The following is a 16,476-nucleotide window of genomic DNA, read 5'->3' on the forward strand; positions in this document are numbered from 1 at the left end:
CAAAACCATCGATACTACGCACTAGCGAAGCTCATCGAGGACTCGAGAATGCCCCAGTACATGACAATTCATCGCGCGCCTGGTCTCCTCAAAGAGCAATGGGCGGAGAACGCGGTCAGTATCCACGCTGCCACGCACGCTCGTTTCGTGCAAGCCCACGTCAACCTCGCGGCGGGCTTCATCTTCACCATCTACGAGGCCGACACCGAAGCCAAGCTGATTGAGCAGTTTGAGGAGCTTGGCCTGCCCTACGACGAGATCCACGAGATCCAGTTCAGCCAGTCCTGGCCAGAGATGGTCCAGATGCTCACCCACATGGGGCGTCTGTCGTGAATCGCCACAGTTGCGCGGGCGGGGTCACCATTGTTCTCGCCACCAAGCCGAGCTGAGCCATGACGCTGCCGCGCAAGAAGACCTTCGTCGTGTTCAAAGAGGCGCCCAAGCTCGGGCCCTACGACGAGCGGCCGATGCTCCCGGACGCCGTCCAGACCCAGGTCTGCCTCAGCCGCAACGACGGCCAGCAGCCGTTCTTCTTGGTGTGTGAGAAGGACACGCTGCTCGCGGTGTTCTCGGGCACCAGCAAGGTCGAGTTCAAGGACACGGGGGTCAACTACTTCTCGCTCGAGCCGGGTGATCACGTCTACGTACCGGCGGGCGCGCCGACCCGGCTGACCGCGCTGACCGAGTCCGTGATCATGCGCTACAAGGCGCGCGAGGCGGGGCTCGAGGGCGTCGCCTGGTACTGCGAGTCGTGCGGCGACGAGCTGTACCGGCACGTGTTCGACACCGCCCAGACGTACCCGCAAGAGGGGTACCTCGCTGGGTGTGAGTCGTTCAACGGTGACGACGCGCGGCGAAGCTGCCAACGCTGCGGGGAGCTGCATCCACCCGTTGACGTGGCGCCCTATCGCTGGGCAGAGACGGCCGCGCAGCTGCGCTCGTAGCGACGCCAAGCCATCTACAGCAGCTCCGCGATGGCGGGGAGCTCGAGCGAGACGCAGGTGCCCTCGCCGACCTTGGTCTCGACCAACAGCTCGCCGCCGTGGTCCTTGATGATGCCGTGGGACACCGCGAGCCCCAGGCCGGTGCCCTCGGACCGATCTTTGGTGGTGAAGAAGGGATCGAAGATCCGCGGAAGGACGTCGTCGGGGATCCCGTCTGCCGTGTCGCAAATCGAGACACGGATCCACCCCGGCCGGGCCGCACGCTTCACGCAGATGTCGATGCGCTTGCGAACATCGTAGGCGCCGTAGCGCTCGTTGAGCGCGTCGCGGGCGTTGGTGATCAAGTTCATCACGACTTGCTGAATGTGCTGCGCGCGGCAGCGGACCAAGGGGAGCCCGGGGGTGATCTCGACCTCGACCGTGATGTAGTCGCCGCGAAGGAGTGAGCGGACCAGTGAGAGCGTGGCGTCGATCACCTCGCCGAGCGCGACCGAGTCGACGGCGTCGTCGGCGTGCTGGCGCGAGAACGCCAGCAGGTTGCGAATGATGCTGGCGACGCGGTTGGACTCATAGATGATCTCGGTCGCGAATTCGATCAGCGAGCTGTCCGTGGCGCTCGCCTGGATCAGATCCGCGTAGTTCATGATGCCCTGGATCGGGTTGTTGATCTCGTGGGCGACCCCGCTGGCGAGCGTGCCCACCGACTCGAGCCGCTGATGTTCGCGAACCTGGGCATCAAACGCCTGGCGCTCGGCCTCGGCTTGCTTGCGCGCCGAGATGTCGGTGGCAACGACGACGGCGTTGCGGTGCACGGCCTCGGGCTCGGTCTCGCTCAGCAGGGTCCGACGCACTTCGATCGGAGCGACGCGCACGGCGTACCAGCGGCTTGGCTCGGCGACGGGGATGAACTCGAGCTCGAACTCGCGGCGCTGCCCGTCGGCGAGCACGGCCGTGACGGCTTCGCGCCAGGTCGCGGCCGAGTCGGGCCGCAGTGAACCTTCGGTGTCTCGCTCGTCGTCACCCTCGTCGAGCCCCGTCAGCGCTCCGCTGTGGTTGCGAAACACGATCCGTCCGCGCTCGTCGAGCAGCGCGATCAGATCGGGGGCGCCGTCAACGAGCGAGCGCCAGCGAGCCTCGCTGCTGTGCAGCGCGCTGTACAGCAGCGCGTTCTCGAGTGTGCTGGCGGCCTGGTTGGTGATCAGCTTCAGGGCCTTGATGCTGGTCGGGCTGAACCCGTGGGTTGTGAGCCGGTTCTCGACCACCAGCGCGCCGAGCCGACGCTCGCCCTTGATCAGCGGCAAGGCCAGGACCGAGCGGACCTCGGCTTGCTCGAGGTAGGGGTCGCCGGCGAAGCGCTGATCCATGCGGGCGTCGTCGAGCACCACCGACTGCCCGCTGCGCACGACGAAGTGGACGAGCGAGCTTGGCACGCGGGCGCCGACGTCTCGCAGCAGCGGGGGATCAGCGAAGATCGTCGAGGCGCCGACGTCGGTGGCCTCGGCGACGAGGGTGAGCTCCCGGCCTTGCTCGAGGACCAACAGCCCGCGGTCGGCTCCGACGCTGGTCAGCGCGGCGTCGAGCACCCGCCGGATGACCTCGTCGAGCCGCAGGTCTTCGCTGATCGCCCCGACCGTGCGCAGCACGGCGGCGAGGTCGAGCTGCGGCGTGCTGCTGCTCCCCGACGACGCGCGCTTGTCATGGACGAGCAGGCGGCCGTCGAGCCCGCGCGGGCTGGTGGCGCGTTGCACGTCCGACCGGCCGCGAAATTCCGCGAACGAGTCTGGGTGGGCACGAAGCAGCTGCTCGAGCTTGGCGTCCGCTCCCCAGGCTGCGTAGGCCGCCCACGCACGCTGCTTGGCGCCGTCGACCAGCGCGGTCATGCCTTGGCGCTCGAGCAGCGCGGCGAGCTGCTCGGCCGCGATACCCTCGATCCAGCGACAGCCACGCTTGCGAGCGCCCGACCAGGCACGATCGAGCAGCACGGCCGCGGGCGCCGGCTGGCCGCGCACGGCATGGCGGAGGCCACGGGCCAGATCCAAATAATGGCCGTAGTTGGCGGGGTTGTGCTTGGCCCAGCGTCGCAGCGTTCGCAGGCCCTTGCGGGTGCCGGCCTTGGCGAGCGACGAAGGGGCGCCGCCAGCGAGCAGGTGGATCGAGTAGGCCGCGCAGGTCAGCACATACGCCCGGGCGATGAACCAGGTGTTGAACACCACCTTCTCGACGTCATGGATGCAGCGCAGGCAGCTGTCGAGCGCCGCGGCGTGGTCAGCAAACACCAGCTCGCGCAGGGCCTTGGTGATGAACCCAACATAGTAATTGGTTGGGGCGCCGTTGTGCGCCAGGATCTGCTCGGGATCGAGATCCCAGACCTGGTCGGCCTGGTCGGTCTGGGCTGGCTCCGCGGACTCTTCGTCGGCCCCTCGCAGCGAGAGGCTCAGCCCGCGCAGCATCCAGACCGCGACCTTCATTTGATTGGGGCACCAGCGCCCGACATCGCGGGCGACCCGACGGCAGTGGCGATCGAGCACGCGCAGGTGGATCCCAACCTCGAGCTGCATGTCGCCGCCGAAGCCCCCGATGAAGCTCGCCGAGTCGAACTCGCCGGCCTCGAGCGCGGCTTGGTAGCTGGCGTCGAACAGGGTGACGATGTCTGCGAAGCAGCGCCCGCGGTGGAGCGAGAGCGAGCCGCCGATCGCAAGCACGCGCGACTCGGTCTTCGCGGTGGGCTCGCCGCGGGCCAGCTCGCGCGCGAGATCCTGCATGCGAACCGCGTCCGCGCTCTTGCCCAGCCCGCCGCCAACGCCGATCGCCAAGTTGCCGATCGCCTCGATGATCGTCGAGTGGACGCCGAGGGTGCGGATCAACAAGGGGTGAATGCCGACCAGATACAAGTACAAGTGGTTGTCGACGATGAACGCGGCGTACTTGACCTGGTTGAGCAGATCGAGCACGGCCGCGTCGCGCGGGTCTTCGCAGCGGGGCATCGCCGCGATGGCGGCGCCGTCGAGCGACCGAACCATTTTCCATGCGCGATACACCGCCGCCATCGCGCGGATCCGGCCGGGCGCGCGCGGGATCGGTGAACCCAAGCGCGCGAGCGCGGCCAGCCCGAGCGCGACGGCCTCGTGGTGCCGCGTCTCGACCCACAAGATGCGCACGCGTCGAGCGACGACCTCGCCGTAGTGGTGATCCTCGAGCTGCCAGTCGAGCAGCTTGGAGAACGCCGCGTCGGCTTGCTTGCGCAGCCCGTTGAGCGCGAACGAGTAGGCCAAGTTGAAGTGCAGACGAAACGCCAGCTCGTAGTCGGGGGCGGCTGGGCCGCGCGCGATGACGTCGTCGCGGTTGGCGAGCGTGAGCTGAATGCCCCGGGCGAGGTAGCTCTGGGCGAGGTCGTAGGCGCCGGTGTCCAGCCCGCGCGTGCCGGCGCGCAGGTCGAGCGTGGCGAGCTCGAGGCGGGTGTTGTCGTCGGGGTTTGCGGGGGCCCCGGCGGCGAGGTGATCGACGACCTCGAACAGGCGCTCGTCGGACCGCGCGAGGCCGGCGAGCAGCTCACGGCCGATCGTCCAGTGCAGCTCGCGGCGGACGTCGTCGGCCAGGCCCTGTCGCGCGGCGTCCTGAATGCTGTCGTGAACGAAGCGATACTCGCCCGCGACGTGGGCGAGCAGCCCGGCGGCCTCGAGCTCGAACAAGCAGGCCGTCAGCTGGACACGCTCGTGACGACACACCAACGCGAGCCGCGGCAGCTCGAAGCGCGAGCCAATGCAGGCCGCCCGGCGGATCACGTCGCGCGCGCTGGCGCTGAGCGAGTCGAGCTTGGTGCCCATCATCGCAACCGCGTCATCGGGGATCGGCTCGGCCTCGACGCGGTCGTGGTCCCAGACCCAGCCCTGCTTGCCCGGTCGCAGCAGGTCCCGCCGAGCCAGCTGTGAGAGGAACTGACCGACGAACAGCGGCATGCCGTTGGTCTTGCGGGCGATCGCGTGGGCGAGCTTGCCGAGCTCGCGGGCGCCCGGGAGCGCGTCGGTGAGCAGCGCCTCGATCGCGGGGGTCGAGAGCCCGCCGAGCTCGAGCTCGCGGCCGCGAGGGTGGCCCGCGAGTTCGGCCAGCAGCTCACGCAGGGGGTGGGTCGCGGGCAGGTCGTCGCGACGCAGAGAGAACACCAACAACAACGGCCCGCCGTGGCCATGGACCAGCGCCTCGACCAGCCTGAGGCTGCCCTGGTCGGCCCAGTGCAGGTCTTCGAGGACCAGCGCGATCGGTCGCTGGTCGACACACACGACCGAGAGGAGCCGCTCGATCGTGACCAGCAGTCGGTTGCGAGCCTCGGCCGCGTCGACCCGCGCGGGCTTGGCCTGCGGCCCGAGGATGAGCTCGACCGTTGGACACAGCTCTGCGAGCACCCCAGCGAGGCTGCCGAGCGCCGCGCCGAGCTGTCGACGCCAGCGCTCGAGCCGGGTGTCGCTCTCGGTCAGCATCTGCTCGAACAGGACGGTCAACGCCTGCTCGAAGCCGGCATAGGGCAGGTCCCGAAACGCATCGAACTTGCCGCCGAGCATGTGGCCGCCGTGGCCCATGACCGTTGTCTCGAGCTCGCGGATCAGCAACGACTTGCCCGCGCCGAGCGGACCCGTCAGCGCGATCGTCTGACGACCTCCCGACTTGGCCACGCCCGCGAACGCCACGGACAGCTCGGCCTGCTCGCGCTCGCGACCGTAGAGGCGCTGGGGCAGCAGCAGGTCGGTGGTGAAGTCCTCGGCGCCCAACTCGACGTGCGAGTCGTCGAGCCCGGCCTCGTGCTGGGCCTGCAAGCGGCGCAGATCCGCCGCGAGGCCGTCTGCGGTCTGGTAGCGGTGCTCGGGGGCCTTGGCGAGCAGCTTGAGGACCAGGCCGCACAGACCCGCGGACAGCTCGGGGCGCAGGCTGGTTGGGGGCTCGGGCTCGCGGGCGAGGTGGGCGTGGATCAACTCGAGCGGGAGCAGCCCCTCGAACGGGCGGTGCCCCGTCAGCAACTCATAGAAAGTGACGCCAAGCGAGTAGAGATCGCTGCGTCGATCGACCGCGCGGCTGGTCCGGCCGGTCTGCTCCGGCGAGATGTATGGCAACGTGCCGGCCAGCACGTCGCCATCGTAGATATGCCGACGCTCGTTCTCGAGCAGCACGGAGATCCCGAAGTCGGCGAGGTGCACCCGCCCTGTCTGGGGGTCGACCAAGATATTGCTTGGCTTGATGTCGCGATGGACCACCCGGGCCGCGTGGGTCTGGGCCAGGATCTCGGCGATCCGGGTGGCGATCGGCCAGAACTTGGCGATTGGCAGCGGCTTGCCGTCGGCGTACTCCGACAGGTTGACCCCCGGAATCCGCTCGAGGATCAAGACCAGTTGGTCGCCGACGCGCCGCAGCTCTCGAGCCTTGACGATGCCGTCGATGTCGAGGCTCTGGACCAGGTCGAACTCGTGCTGAACGCGGTCCTCGTCGGCTTCGTCCTCGATGTCGAAGACCTTGGCGATCACCGCTCGTGAATCCCGCTCGGACACCGCCTCGTAGACGCGAGAGCGCGCGGACTCACGTAGCGGTCGGATCGCCTGGTACTCTGCTAGCGGGAAGCCCATGTGTGTGCGCGGTGCGGCGTAGCCGGCGCGGTGTGGTGTGGCACGGTGCGCTGTGGCACATGGTACCCGAACGCCGTGGGGCTGCCCGGAACATGACAGCAGCGCAATTCACGTTGTTTGGGTTGCCTGCGGCGCACCAGGTGGTGACGTCTCAGCCACTCCCGGGCGCGAGCACCGAGAATTGATGCGCCGTGAACGACCCTAAAAACTGGCGCAGAACACGCTAGGGCCGCGGTCCAATGCTGCGCCATTCATCGTGGAGAGACCCTCGAAGCTCACCCTCCAATTAGGCGATTCCGCGCGTAGAATGCTGCGTTTTCCGCACGGATTGGTGGTTTTTGGGCTTGGGTGCTCGATGTCCCCAATGTCGGTAGTTCTTGCGAATGGGCCCATGGCCCATGGCCGATGGTGGCTGGGCGCTCTATTGCGGCATCGATGTATTCGAGGTCTTGGGTCAACGGGGGTGGTCCAATGCGTATGTGAGGGTCACTTGCTCACCCGCGCACCGGACATTGCCTGCTGCACCGCCTGGCCAAGCTGCGCGAACCGAAACGGCTTGCCCAGAAACGCGCCGATCCCCAGATCCTCGAGGTCGCGCAGCGCCACGTTGCGCAGGTGGCCCGAGATCATGACGACGGGGAGGTTTGGCGCGAGCTCTCGAAGCCTGCGCAGGCAGTCGGCGCCGCTGATCCTTGGCATGACCGTGTCGAGGATCACCAGGTCCAGCTCGCCGACGTGGCGCTCGATCAGCTCGAGGCCGGCGTGGCCATCGCTGGCCTCGAGCACCGTGCCGCCCTTGAGCGAGAAGAACGCAGCGAGCGTGCGGCGAACGCTGCGTTCGTCGTCGACGATCAACACCCGCAGGGCCTGGGTCAGCGTCGCGATCGGTTGGGAGGCCTGTCGCAGCGGTTCGGCCTGGTGAAACGGGAACAGCAGTCGAAACGTGGTGTGGGCCCCGAGCTCACTCGTGACCGAGATCGCGCCGCCGTGCGACTCCACGGTGCCGTAGACCATCGACAGACCCAGGCCGGTGCCGCGGCCGAATTCCTTGGTGGTGAAGAAGGGCTCGAAGATCTTGGCCTGCAGCGTCTCGTCCATGCCAATGCCCGTGTCACGGACCAGGATCTCGACGTAGGGCCCAGGCTCGAGGGCGAACGGCTCGGCCGCACAGGCGGCGGCGTCGAGGGTGATGGACTTGGTGACGATCTCGAGCACCCCCCCTCTCGACATGGCTTGGTTGGCGTTGATCCCCAGGTTCAGGAGCGCGTTTTGGATCTGGACCTTGTCGCCGCGAATCGTCGCTTGCTCGGCGTCGAGGCAGACCGAGATCTCGACCCGCTTGTCGACGCTGTGGTGCAAGATCGCGACCGCGTCGCGGATCGGCTCGTGAATGTCGATGACCGCGGTCATCGGTGCGTCGGTGCGGGAGAAGGCCAGCAGCTTGCGGGTGAGCTCCGCGGCTTGGCCCGCGGTGTCCAGGATCAGCTTGAGGTTGGTCGCGGGCGGGCTGTTGGGTGGGAACGAGGACTCGAGGCCGAGCAGCTCGGCGGCGCCCATGATCCCGTTGAGCATGTTGTTGAAGTCGTGGGCGATGCCGCCGCTGAGCTGACCGAGGGAGTCCATGCGCGCGGCGTGCTGGACCTGCATCTCGAGCCGACGTTGCTCGGTGACGTCGCGCAGCACGAACACAGCCAGTGGCTCGGTGTTCTCGTCGCGGGTAGGAGACACGACGATGTCGAGCAGGTGGGTGAGCCCTTGCGCGTCGGCGGTCTCGGCGTCGCCGAGCCGCGACGAGCGACCCTGGAGGATCGCGTTGTGTGCAGCGTCGCAGAGCCGCTCCCCGAGCACCGGGCCCATCAACGCAGCGAGCGGCGCGCCGAGCCTTGGTGCCGTCGCGCACAACGACGCGGCCGCGGCGTTCCAGTGGATGACCCCGCCCGCGGCGTCACACACGAGCACAGCGTCGGCGAGCGAGTCGAGGATCGTGCGCAGCTGGCCCTCGCTGCGGGCGAGTTCGGTCGTGCGCGCCTCGACCCTGAGCTCGAGCTCGTCGCGGGTGCGCTCGAGCTCGAGGTGCGCGGCCCGGAGCTGCGTGACGTCGTAGATCCAAAACAGGACGCAGTCGACGCCGGCCAGGCGAAGCGGCTCGAAGGTCAGCAGCGCCCAAATGAAGGCGTTGTCCTTGCGCCGCATCCGAGCGGGGCGATCGGGCAGCGGCTCCCCGCGCGTGTACGCGCCCACGAACTCCGCGCGCTCGGCGGGGTCGACCCACGAGTCGTTGGCATAGCGGACCTCGTCGATCTCGACCCCGAAGATCTGTGCGCAGCGCTCGTTCTGATAGACTACGAGCGAGTCGGAGATGCGCGAGATCCCGACGCCGACGGGGCTCGAATCGAGCATGAACTTGATGTGATCGGCGGTCAGGTCGACGTCGAAGAAGTGCTCGTTGACCCCGCGCAACGAGCCCAGCCGCGCCTCGCGAAAGGCGCGAAGCTCTTCCCGGAGCGTGGCGATCTCGCGCAGGAGCTCGACCCGCGTCGCTTCACCGGATGCCTCACGCAAGCCATGACGTTACATGCCAGGCGCAGGTCGCTTCAACCGGAACGAGCGCCGGGGTGGGCAAGTCATGACCCGCGCGAAATCGCCAGAGCCCTGCGAGTACGAGCCAGAGCCCCCTTCTAGCACGAGCGAGAGCCCCTGCGAGTACGAGCGAGAGCCCCTGCGAGTAGGAGCGAGAGCCCCTGCGAGTAGGAGCGAGAGCCCCTGCGAGTACGAGCCAGAGCCCCTGCGAGTACGGAGCCAGAGCCCCTGCGAGTACGGAGCCAGAGCCCCTGCGAGTACGAGCCAGAGCCCCCTTCTAGGGGGCCACACATGCGGATGTGAACAAACGGCCCCGAGGAGCGAAGCGACCAGACGCGTTAGCGGCTGCAGTCGGCGAGGGCTAAGGTCTCTGTGGGGGTCATGACTTACCGGGGTCATGACCTACCGGGGTCATGACTTACCGGGGTCCATGACCTACCGGGGTCATGACTTGATGGGGATCACGTGGCGTTTCGTGTCTCTTTGGTCGCCTTGGACCCGGGATTTGCCTACGGTCGAGCGCGTGACCGCTCGAGCTTCGTCAACCCTGGCGCCGATCTTGGCGCTGAACCTGCTGTGTTTGTCTGCGTGCGACAAGGACCAGGCCCAGGACCAGGCCAAAGACAAGGCCCGGGAGGTGGGCGAGCAGGCGTTGGACAAGGCCCATGAGGTCGGGGTGCAAGCCAAGGACAAGGCCGGCGAGCTCGCTGACGACGCGCTCGACAAGGGCAAGCAGATGTGGACCGAGCGCAACGGCCAGCTCAGCGACGCGGCCACGGGGATCTTGGCCAAGGGCGCGCAGGTGAAGGGCGACGGGGTCGAGGCGCTGCTGCAGAAGGGCCAGCAGCTCGCCCCGGTCGCCATGGACGTGGCCAAGACGCTGCACGCGTCGGTCGACTCGGACGTCGACATCGAGCCGATCATCCAAAAGCTCGACGATGAGGACGCGCAGCGGCAGCTCGATCAGCGGATCGGTGACATGCCGCGGGTCGAGACGATCAATGGCGTCGACGTTGGGTTCAGGGACGTCAGCGCGTGGGACAGCGGCGGGCGCGAGAGCGAGTCTGCGTACTTGATCTTGTGGCGGGCCAACACGCACCTGATCGGGCTGGTGTATCGCTCGCGCCAGCGCATCCACATCGACAAGATGGTCGCCGAAGCACCACGCCTGGTCGGCTTGGCCCAAGGAGCGCTATGAGCATCGCGGTCACCACCGCCGAGGACGACCGGGCCGCCAAGCTCGAGCGTCGCCTGCTGCGGCACATGTCGACGCTCAACCGGCGCTTCAACCTGATCGAGCCCGACGACAAGATCATGGTCGCGATCTCGGGCGGAAAAGACTCGTGGGCGCTACTGCACCTGCTGCGCGCGTACGAGCGGATGCTGCCGTTCTCGTTCGAGCTGGTCGCGGTCAACCTCGATCAGGGCCACCCCGGGTTCCCGGTCTCGGTCTTGCGCGAGCACCTCGAAGCGCACGGGTTCGCGCACCGCTTGGTCGCCCGTGACACCCACACCGTGGTCAAGGCCAACACCAAGGCTGGCAAGGCGTTTTGTTCGCTGTGCTCGCGGCTGCGGCGGGGGATCTTGTACGACGTCGCCGTCGAGCTCGGCGCGACCAAGATCGCCCTGGGCCATCACCGCGACGACGTGATCGAGACCCTGCTGCTCAACGCATTTTATGCGGGGCAGCTCAAGGCGATGCCGGCCAAGCTGTACTCGGACGACGGGCGCAATGTGGTGATCCGGCCGCTGGCCAGCTGCGGCGAGGCAGAGATCGCCGCCTGGGCCCAGCTGCGCGGGTTCCCGATCGTGCCGTGTGATCTGTGCGGGTCGCAGCCCAACCTCAAGCGGCAGCAGATCAAGGGGCTGCTCGCAACGCTCGAGCAGGACAACCCGCTGCTGCGCAAGAACCTGCTCGCGGCGGTCGGCAACGTCAAACCCTCGCACTTGTGGGATCCAGACCTGGGTCACGAAGCCGAAGCCGAAGACGAAGACGAAGGCGAGCAGGCTCCTCCCCACCCGAGCCTCGGGCTCACACAGCTGAGGATCAAATGAGCGAGTATTCGCGTCGGCGCCTGTTCGTGGCTGCGTTTGCGCTGGCGGGGGTCAGCGCGATCGGCTGTGGTGAGTCGTGCAGCTGCGAGGGTCCGCGGCCCGAGCCGGCTGACGTGACGATCTACGTCGTGCGTCACGCCGAGAAGCAGCAGCTGCCCGAAGACGCGCCCGAGGCCGCGCGCAAGGATCCGCCGCTCTCGCGCGAGGGGCAGCTGCGGGCCATGGGCCTGACCGAAGACGTGCCGGTCCGTGACATCGACGCGGTCTACGTGACCAAGACCAAGCGCAGCAAGGACACCGCCTCGGCCGTGGTCGCGCTCAACAGCGTCGAGCTGATCACCTACCCGCCGCAGGACACGGACGGGTTGGTCGAGCGGCTGCGCAGGCGCCACGGGCAGCAGGTGCTGGTGGTCGGGCACTCGAACACGATCCCGTTGCTGCTGAAGGGGCTCGGGGTGCCAGAGGCGGTGGAGATCGACGAGGCCCAGTACGGCGACATGTGGGTCGTCACGCTGCACGGCGAGACCGCGACGGTCGAGACCCGTCGGTTTGGCGAGTCGGTCGAGCGCTTCGATCCAGGCCGCTGAGGGCAGCGCTCTTGGCTCGCGCGGACCCGGAGTGGGGGTGCGCTATTGTGGCCGCCCCACCTCGAGCATGGCCATGAGCCCAGACATCGCGCCGCGCGTGAACCCGCCGGACGCGTCGCCGCGATTCACGGCGGCCGGGCTTGGCACGCAGCCCCCCGAGCTCGGGCGCTACGTGCTGCTGCGCGAGCTTGGACGCGGCGCGATCGGGGTCGTGTACGCGGCCTATCACGAGGGCCTGGATCGCAAGCTGGCGATCAAGGTGCTCAACCGGGCCCGCGCGGGCCGGGCCGACCTCGAGGCCAGGCTGCGTCGCGAGGCGCGGGCGTTGGCCAAGCTCTCGCACCCAAACGTGGTCCAGGTCTACGACGTCGGCGACCTCGACGGGCGGGTGTTCGTGGTCATGGAATTCGTCGAGGGCCGCACGCTCGGCGAGTGGATGCGTGAGCCCCACTCGCTCGAAGAGATCCTCGCGATGTTCAGCGACGCGGGGCGCGGGCTCGCGGCGGCCCACGCCGCCGGGGTCGTGCATCGTGACTTCAAGCCCGACAACGTGATCGTTGGGGTCGATGGGCGACCGCGGGTGCTGGACTTTGGGCTCGCGCGGCCGCTCGAGCGTGGACTTGGCGGCATCGACGAGGCTGACCGCGATCCACTCCCAGCCAGCGCGTCACGTGCCGCGGGGTCGAGCCCGGTCAAGCCCGAGCCGAGCGAGCCGAGCGAGCCGGCAGTTGAGACGAACATCGACGACGGGACGCCCGACACCCTCGATAGCGATCCAGAGGAAGAGTTCGGTGTCACGCTGCGCACCGACCCCAACCACCGCGAGGGCCAGCTCGACGTGTTGACGCGGACGGGTGCGCGGATGGGCACGCCAGCGTACATGTCGCCCGAGCAGCTCATGGCCAAGCCAGTCGGGCCAAGCTCGGACCAGTTCAGCTTCTGCGTGGCGCTGCACGAGGCGCTGTATGGTCGGCGGCCCTACGCGGCCAAGAAGCTCGAGGAGCTGATCGTCCAAGTTCACGCGGGGGCGGTGATCGAGGCGCCCGCCGCCGTGACGCCCGCGAGCCCCGACTCGTCCCACGCCGAGCCGGCGGCGCCCGTGGTCCCAGCATGGTTGCGCGCGGTGATCTTGCGCGGACTCAGCCCCAACCCGGCGGATCGCTTTGCGTCGATGGACGCCCTGATCGAGGCGCTCGAGCCCCCGGCGCCGGTCCGCTCGCGCCGGGTGTGGGCGCTTGGGCTCGGCCTGGCCGCGGTCGTTGCGGTGGCGCTCGTGGCCGGGATCTTGGCGCCCGCGCGCGCGCCCGCGTGTCCAACCCTCGAGGCCGCGACGGCCGAGCTGTGGACACCCGAGCGCGCGCGCGAGCTCGCCAACGCGTTCACGCGCTCGGAGCTGGCCTACGCCGACGCGGCCTGGTCGATCGCCGAGGCGAGGCTCTCGACGTGGGCCCAGAGCTGGGCTGGCCAGCGCGTGGCCGCCTGCGAGGCCGCGCAGCTGCACCGAGGGGCGACCGCGAGCGAGCAACCAGACGCGTCGTCGAGCCAGCGGTCCAGCTTGGATCATCGTCGCGCGTGTCTCGATCGAGATCGCCGGGCGTTCGCGGCGTTGCTCGGTCAGCTGCGCGAGGCCGATCCCACCGTCATCGAGCATGCTGTCGAAGCCGCCGCGGCGCTGCCCGATCCGGCCCGCTGCGGTGACGCGGACCTGCTCGACGTCGAGCTGCCGCCGCCGCCGGCCGCGGTCGCGGTCGAGGTCGCCGAGCTGCGCAGCCACCTCGCGGAGCTCGACACCCGCGGCAGCACGGGCCGCTGGGAGTCAGGTCTGGTGCTCGCACAGGCTGCGGTCGAGCAGGCCAAGGGGACCCGCTACGCGCCGCTGATCGCCGAGGCGCATGTCACCTATGGGCGCTTGCTCGCGCACTCGGGCGTGAGCTCGAGCGCCGACGCAGCGCTCGAGCAGCTGCAAGAGGCGCTCGACGAGGCCGATCGCAGCGGTCACCACGAGCTGGTCCCGATCGCGGCCACGGAGCTGGTGTCGCTGTCGATCTACACCAAGCCCGATCCCGTGCGTGGCCGGCTGTGGGCTCGGCGTGCGCTGGCTGGACTCGACCGGCTCGAGGCCCGCGTCGGCTCGACCGAGCGTGCGCCCAACGGGGGTGGTCGGGCATTGCGGACCGGGCAGCTCGGCCACGCGCGCGCCCGCGGGCAGCTCGGCCACGCGCGCGCCCGCGGGAAGCTCGGCCACGCGCGCGCCCGCGGGATCTGGGCGCTCGGCAACCTCGAGCGACTCGACGGCGCCAACGAGCACGCCGAGCAGCACCTACGCGCGGCCCTCGAGCTGTTGGACACGCACGCTCCGGGTCATCCCGATCGCGGCGTGATGCTCAACGACCTCGGCAACGTGTTGGTCGCCCGAGGTGACCGCGCGGCGGCCCGCGTGATCTACGAGCAGGCCCTGGCCGCGAGCGTGCAGTCGTTTGGCGAAGGGCACCCGCGAGTCGCCAACGCCCACTACAACCTCGCGCGGCTGGCCTATGAACAGGGCGAGCACGAGCGGGCCCGCGCGCAAGCCGATCTTGCGTACGTGATCTATGCGGCCGCCCGCGGAGCCGAGCATCGGGACGTCGGCGCGATCGAGCTGCTGCGCGCCGGGCTCGAGCTCGCCGCTGGCGAGGTCGAGCGGGCCCGCGCTCACGCGAGCAAGGCCAAGGTGATCTACGAGCGCGAGCTTGGGCCCTCGAACCCCGACCGCGCCGAGCCGCATGAGATGCTGGGCAACGTCGCGTTCATGGCCGACGAGCTCGACCAAGCGATCCTCCACTACCGCGCGTCGCTGGCGATCAAGCGTCGCGCCCTGCCGCCGGGGCACATCGGCCTCACGCCAACGGTGACCAACCTCGGGCTCGTGTACCTGAACCTCGGGGACCTCGACCAGGCGATCGTCGAGCTCGGCCAGGCCGTCGAGCTGCTCGAGGCTGGTGAAGCGGTCGACCCCGAGCTGCTGCGGGCCAACCGGGGCTACCTCGGCGACGTGCTGCTCATGCGCGGAGGGCCGGGTGATCACGCCCGCGCGGCGGCGGTGTTCGAGGCCGCGTTGGCTGGGTGCAGCGTGGATCCGCAGACCTGCGAGGATCTGCAGAAGATGCGCGACCAAGCCACGGCCCAAATGCGCTAGCGCGAGGGCGAAGCGGCGGTGTAGCTTCGAACACGTCGAGGACTTCTGGGGTGTCGCGCCGGGGCTGCTGAAGGTCATCGATGGCAGGCTCGTCAGCCAGTCGGAAGGTGACGTCTGGCGGTTCGTGGTCAAGCGCTCGAGCACTAGCGAAGGTCACGAGCACCCGCACTTTTTGTATAGCGAGTGCGGGACGGTCGAGTGCATGCCGACCCTCGAGCTACGCGCGGCCCCGGGCCAGCGAGTCCCTCGCGCGATCCGCAACTTCGACAGCGAAGTTCAGATCGAGGGCCTGTGTGACGACTGCGCCGACGCGGCCGACACCGCGTGTGGCTGAGCCGCACCTGCCGATCCAGGGGGGGCGAGGTGGCCCCGCTCGACGATCCGTAGGTGCAATTCGATTGCATGTGCAAAGTCGGCGCCCTACACTGCTCCGAGCATGGCCAGCCCCAGCGCACTCACCGAACCCACCGGCCTCGATCTCGTCGGCATCCAGGACCCCGCGGCCTGGGATCGCGTCTCCGTCGGCTACTCGAGCTATATCGCCGCGCACCTGCGCCGCTACGCCATCGATGCGCTGCAGCTGGCCGGGATCAGCGAGCATGACGAGGTCCTCGACGTCGCCACCGGCCCGGGAACCCTCGCCCTCGAGGCCGCCCGCGTCGCCCAAAAGGTCAACGCCCTCGACTTCTCAGCTGGCATGCTCGAGGCCCTGTACAAGCGCACCGACGAGCACCAGCGGGCTCGGCTCAGCTTGCGGCAAGGCGACGGTCAGGCCCTGCCCTACGCCAACGACAGCTTCGACGCAGCCTTCTCGATGTTCGGGCTGTTCATGTTCCCCGATCGCGCCAAGGGCTTCGCCGAGCTCGCTCGGGTCCTGCGCCCGGGAGGGCGTGCGGTCGTCGCGAGCTGGCAGCCGCAGGACGCGATTCACGCTTTCATGGTGATCAACACCGAGCTGGCCGCGGAGTCGTCCGTGAGCCGCCCAAGCAGCGGGCCGCCGCTCGGCGACCCGGTCGTGTTCAAGGCCGAGATGGAGGCCGCCGGCTTCGACGTCGAGATCCACCCGATCGTCCACGTGCTCGAGAGCCCCTCGTTCGACGCGCTCTGGGACGGCCTGACCCGCTCCCACGTCGCTCTCGAGATCGCCCGCGAGCAGCTCGGGTCGGCTCGCTACGCCGACCTGCTCGCGCGCATCCGTGCTCGGCTCGAGCAGGACCTCGGGAGCGGCCCGCAGTCCGTCGCGATGCCCGCGTGGCTAGGCCTCGGCCGTCTCGGCTGAGCCCAGCTGCGCTTCGGGCTTCTCACGGCAGCTCATCGACGATCGTGACGCAGCGCCGGTCCTCGTCGGTCCAGCTCGGACTGCTCGCGGCGACGACCAAGCAGACCTCGGAGCCGACCACGACCTCGGGCCCGGCGATGTCGAAGACCACCCGATCGCCGAGCCGCATCCAGCCCTCGTCAGTCGCCAGCACGTTGCTCTCGTCGAGCAGCGCCTCGGTCACGAAGCTCAACGACCCCTCGGTCTG

At 68.7% G+C, this 16,476-nt stretch carries 11 protein-coding genes; 8 read left to right on the plus strand and 3 right to left on the minus strand.

Translation table 11 applies throughout. The features are described 5' to 3' along the window. Window positions 1–60: 60 nt before the first annotated feature. Together DB30_RS10665 and DB30_RS10670 are read left to right on the plus strand one after the other, a co-directional pair. Window positions 61–333 (plus strand): nickel-binding protein, encoded by a 273-nt coding sequence (locus DB30_RS10665; protein ID WP_052548288.1) that lies wholly within the window; start codon window positions 61–63, stop codon window positions 331–333. A gap of 59 nt (window positions 334–392) precedes the next feature. Next, complete coding sequence (locus DB30_RS10670; protein ID WP_052548289.1) at window positions 393–944, plus strand: cupin domain-containing protein; 552 nt, start codon at window positions 393–395, stop codon at window positions 942–944. 14 nt (window positions 945–958) lie between these two features. Here DB30_RS10670 and DB30_RS10675 read toward each other — a convergent pair whose 3' ends face one another. Both DB30_RS10675 and DB30_RS10680 read right to left on the minus strand, forming a co-directional pair. After that, window positions 959–6,553, minus strand: coding sequence for a protein kinase domain-containing protein (locus DB30_RS10675; RefSeq protein WP_146658471.1), 5,595 nt, complete (start codon window positions 6,551–6,553; stop codon window positions 959–961). A gap of 486 nt (window positions 6,554–7,039) precedes the next feature. Further along, window positions 7,040–9,115 carry a PAS domain-containing hybrid sensor histidine kinase/response regulator gene (locus DB30_RS10680; protein WP_052548291.1) on the minus strand — a complete coding sequence of 692 codons (2,076 nt, stop codon included), beginning with the start codon at window positions 9,113–9,115 and terminating at the stop codon, window positions 7,040–7,042. Between the two features lie 541 nt (window positions 9,116–9,656). Here DB30_RS10680 and DB30_RS10685 point away from each other — a divergent pair. From DB30_RS10685 to DB30_RS10705, 6 genes are all read left to right on the plus strand, one after another. Continuing rightward, window positions 9,657–10,331 (plus strand): hypothetical protein, encoded by a 675-nt coding sequence (locus tag DB30_RS10685; RefSeq protein ID WP_052548292.1) that lies wholly within the window; start codon window positions 9,657–9,659, stop codon window positions 10,329–10,331. Next, on the plus strand, window positions 10,328–11,188 hold the full coding sequence (ttcA, locus tag DB30_RS10690) for a tRNA 2-thiocytidine(32) synthetase TtcA (RefSeq protein WP_146658472.1): 861 nt from the start codon (window positions 10,328–10,330) through the stop codon (window positions 11,186–11,188). Before DB30_RS10685 ends, ttcA begins: the two co-directional genes overlap by 4 nt. Continuing rightward, complete coding sequence (locus DB30_RS10695) at window positions 11,185–11,775, plus strand: phosphoglycerate mutase family protein (RefSeq protein ID WP_052548293.1); 591 nt, start codon at window positions 11,185–11,187, stop codon at window positions 11,773–11,775. Before ttcA ends, DB30_RS10695 begins: the two co-directional genes overlap by 4 nt. A 73-nt stretch (window positions 11,776–11,848) precedes the next feature. Continuing rightward, window positions 11,849–14,950 carry a serine/threonine-protein kinase gene (locus tag DB30_RS10700; protein ID WP_052548294.1) on the plus strand — a complete coding sequence of 1,034 codons (3,102 nt, stop codon included), beginning with the start codon at window positions 11,849–11,851 and terminating at the stop codon, window positions 14,948–14,950. 202 nt (window positions 14,951–15,152) lie between these two features. Continuing rightward, window positions 15,153–15,284: a hypothetical protein gene (locus DB30_RS42735; RefSeq protein ID WP_276204347.1), complete on the plus strand. Its 132-nt coding sequence runs from the start codon at window positions 15,153–15,155 to the stop codon at window positions 15,282–15,284. A 102-nt stretch (window positions 15,285–15,386) separates the two neighbouring features. Continuing rightward, the gene (locus DB30_RS10705) at window positions 15,387–16,229 is read left to right on the plus strand and encodes a class I SAM-dependent methyltransferase (protein WP_052548295.1); all 843 of its coding nucleotides are present in this window, start codon (window positions 15,387–15,389) and stop codon (window positions 16,227–16,229) included. A 22-nt stretch (window positions 16,230–16,251) separates the two neighbouring features. Here DB30_RS10705 and DB30_RS10710 read toward each other — a convergent pair whose 3' ends face one another. Next, entirely contained in the window at window positions 16,252–16,461 is a 210-nt protein-coding gene (locus tag DB30_RS10710) for a hypothetical protein (protein ID WP_052548296.1), read from the minus strand. Window positions 16,462–16,476 lie beyond the last annotated feature (15 nt).

The organism is Enhygromyxa salina (assembly GCF_000737335.2).
GTDB classification, from domain to species: Bacteria; Myxococcota_A; Polyangia; order Nannocystales; family Nannocystaceae; genus Plesiocystis; species Plesiocystis salina_C.

Excerpts from the sequence above, each read along its gene's own strand:
- DB30_RS42735 (WP_276204347.1), top strand. The coding sequence starts at position 15,153 with ATGCCGACCCTCGAGCTACGCGCGGCCCCGGGCCAGCGAGTCCCTCGC.
- DB30_RS10700 (WP_052548294.1), top strand. The coding sequence starts at position 11,849 with ATGAGCCCAGACATCGCGCCGCGCGTGAACCCGCCGGACGCGTCGCCG.
- DB30_RS10705 (WP_052548295.1), top strand. The coding sequence starts at position 15,387 with ATGGCCAGCCCCAGCGCACTCACCGAACCCACCGGCCTCGATCTCGTC.
- DB30_RS10695 (WP_052548293.1), top strand. The coding sequence starts at position 11,185 with ATGAGCGAGTATTCGCGTCGGCGCCTGTTCGTGGCTGCGTTTGCGCTG.
- DB30_RS10665 (WP_052548288.1), top strand. The coding sequence starts at position 61 with ATGACAATTCATCGCGCGCCTGGTCTCCTCAAAGAGCAATGGGCGGAG.
- DB30_RS10675 (WP_146658471.1), bottom strand. The coding sequence starts at position 6,553 with ATGGGCTTCCCGCTAGCAGAGTACCAGGCGATCCGACCGCTACGTGAG.
- DB30_RS10670 (WP_052548289.1), top strand. The coding sequence starts at position 393 with ATGACGCTGCCGCGCAAGAAGACCTTCGTCGTGTTCAAAGAGGCGCCC.
- ttcA (WP_146658472.1), top strand. The coding sequence starts at position 10,328 with ATGAGCATCGCGGTCACCACCGCCGAGGACGACCGGGCCGCCAAGCTC.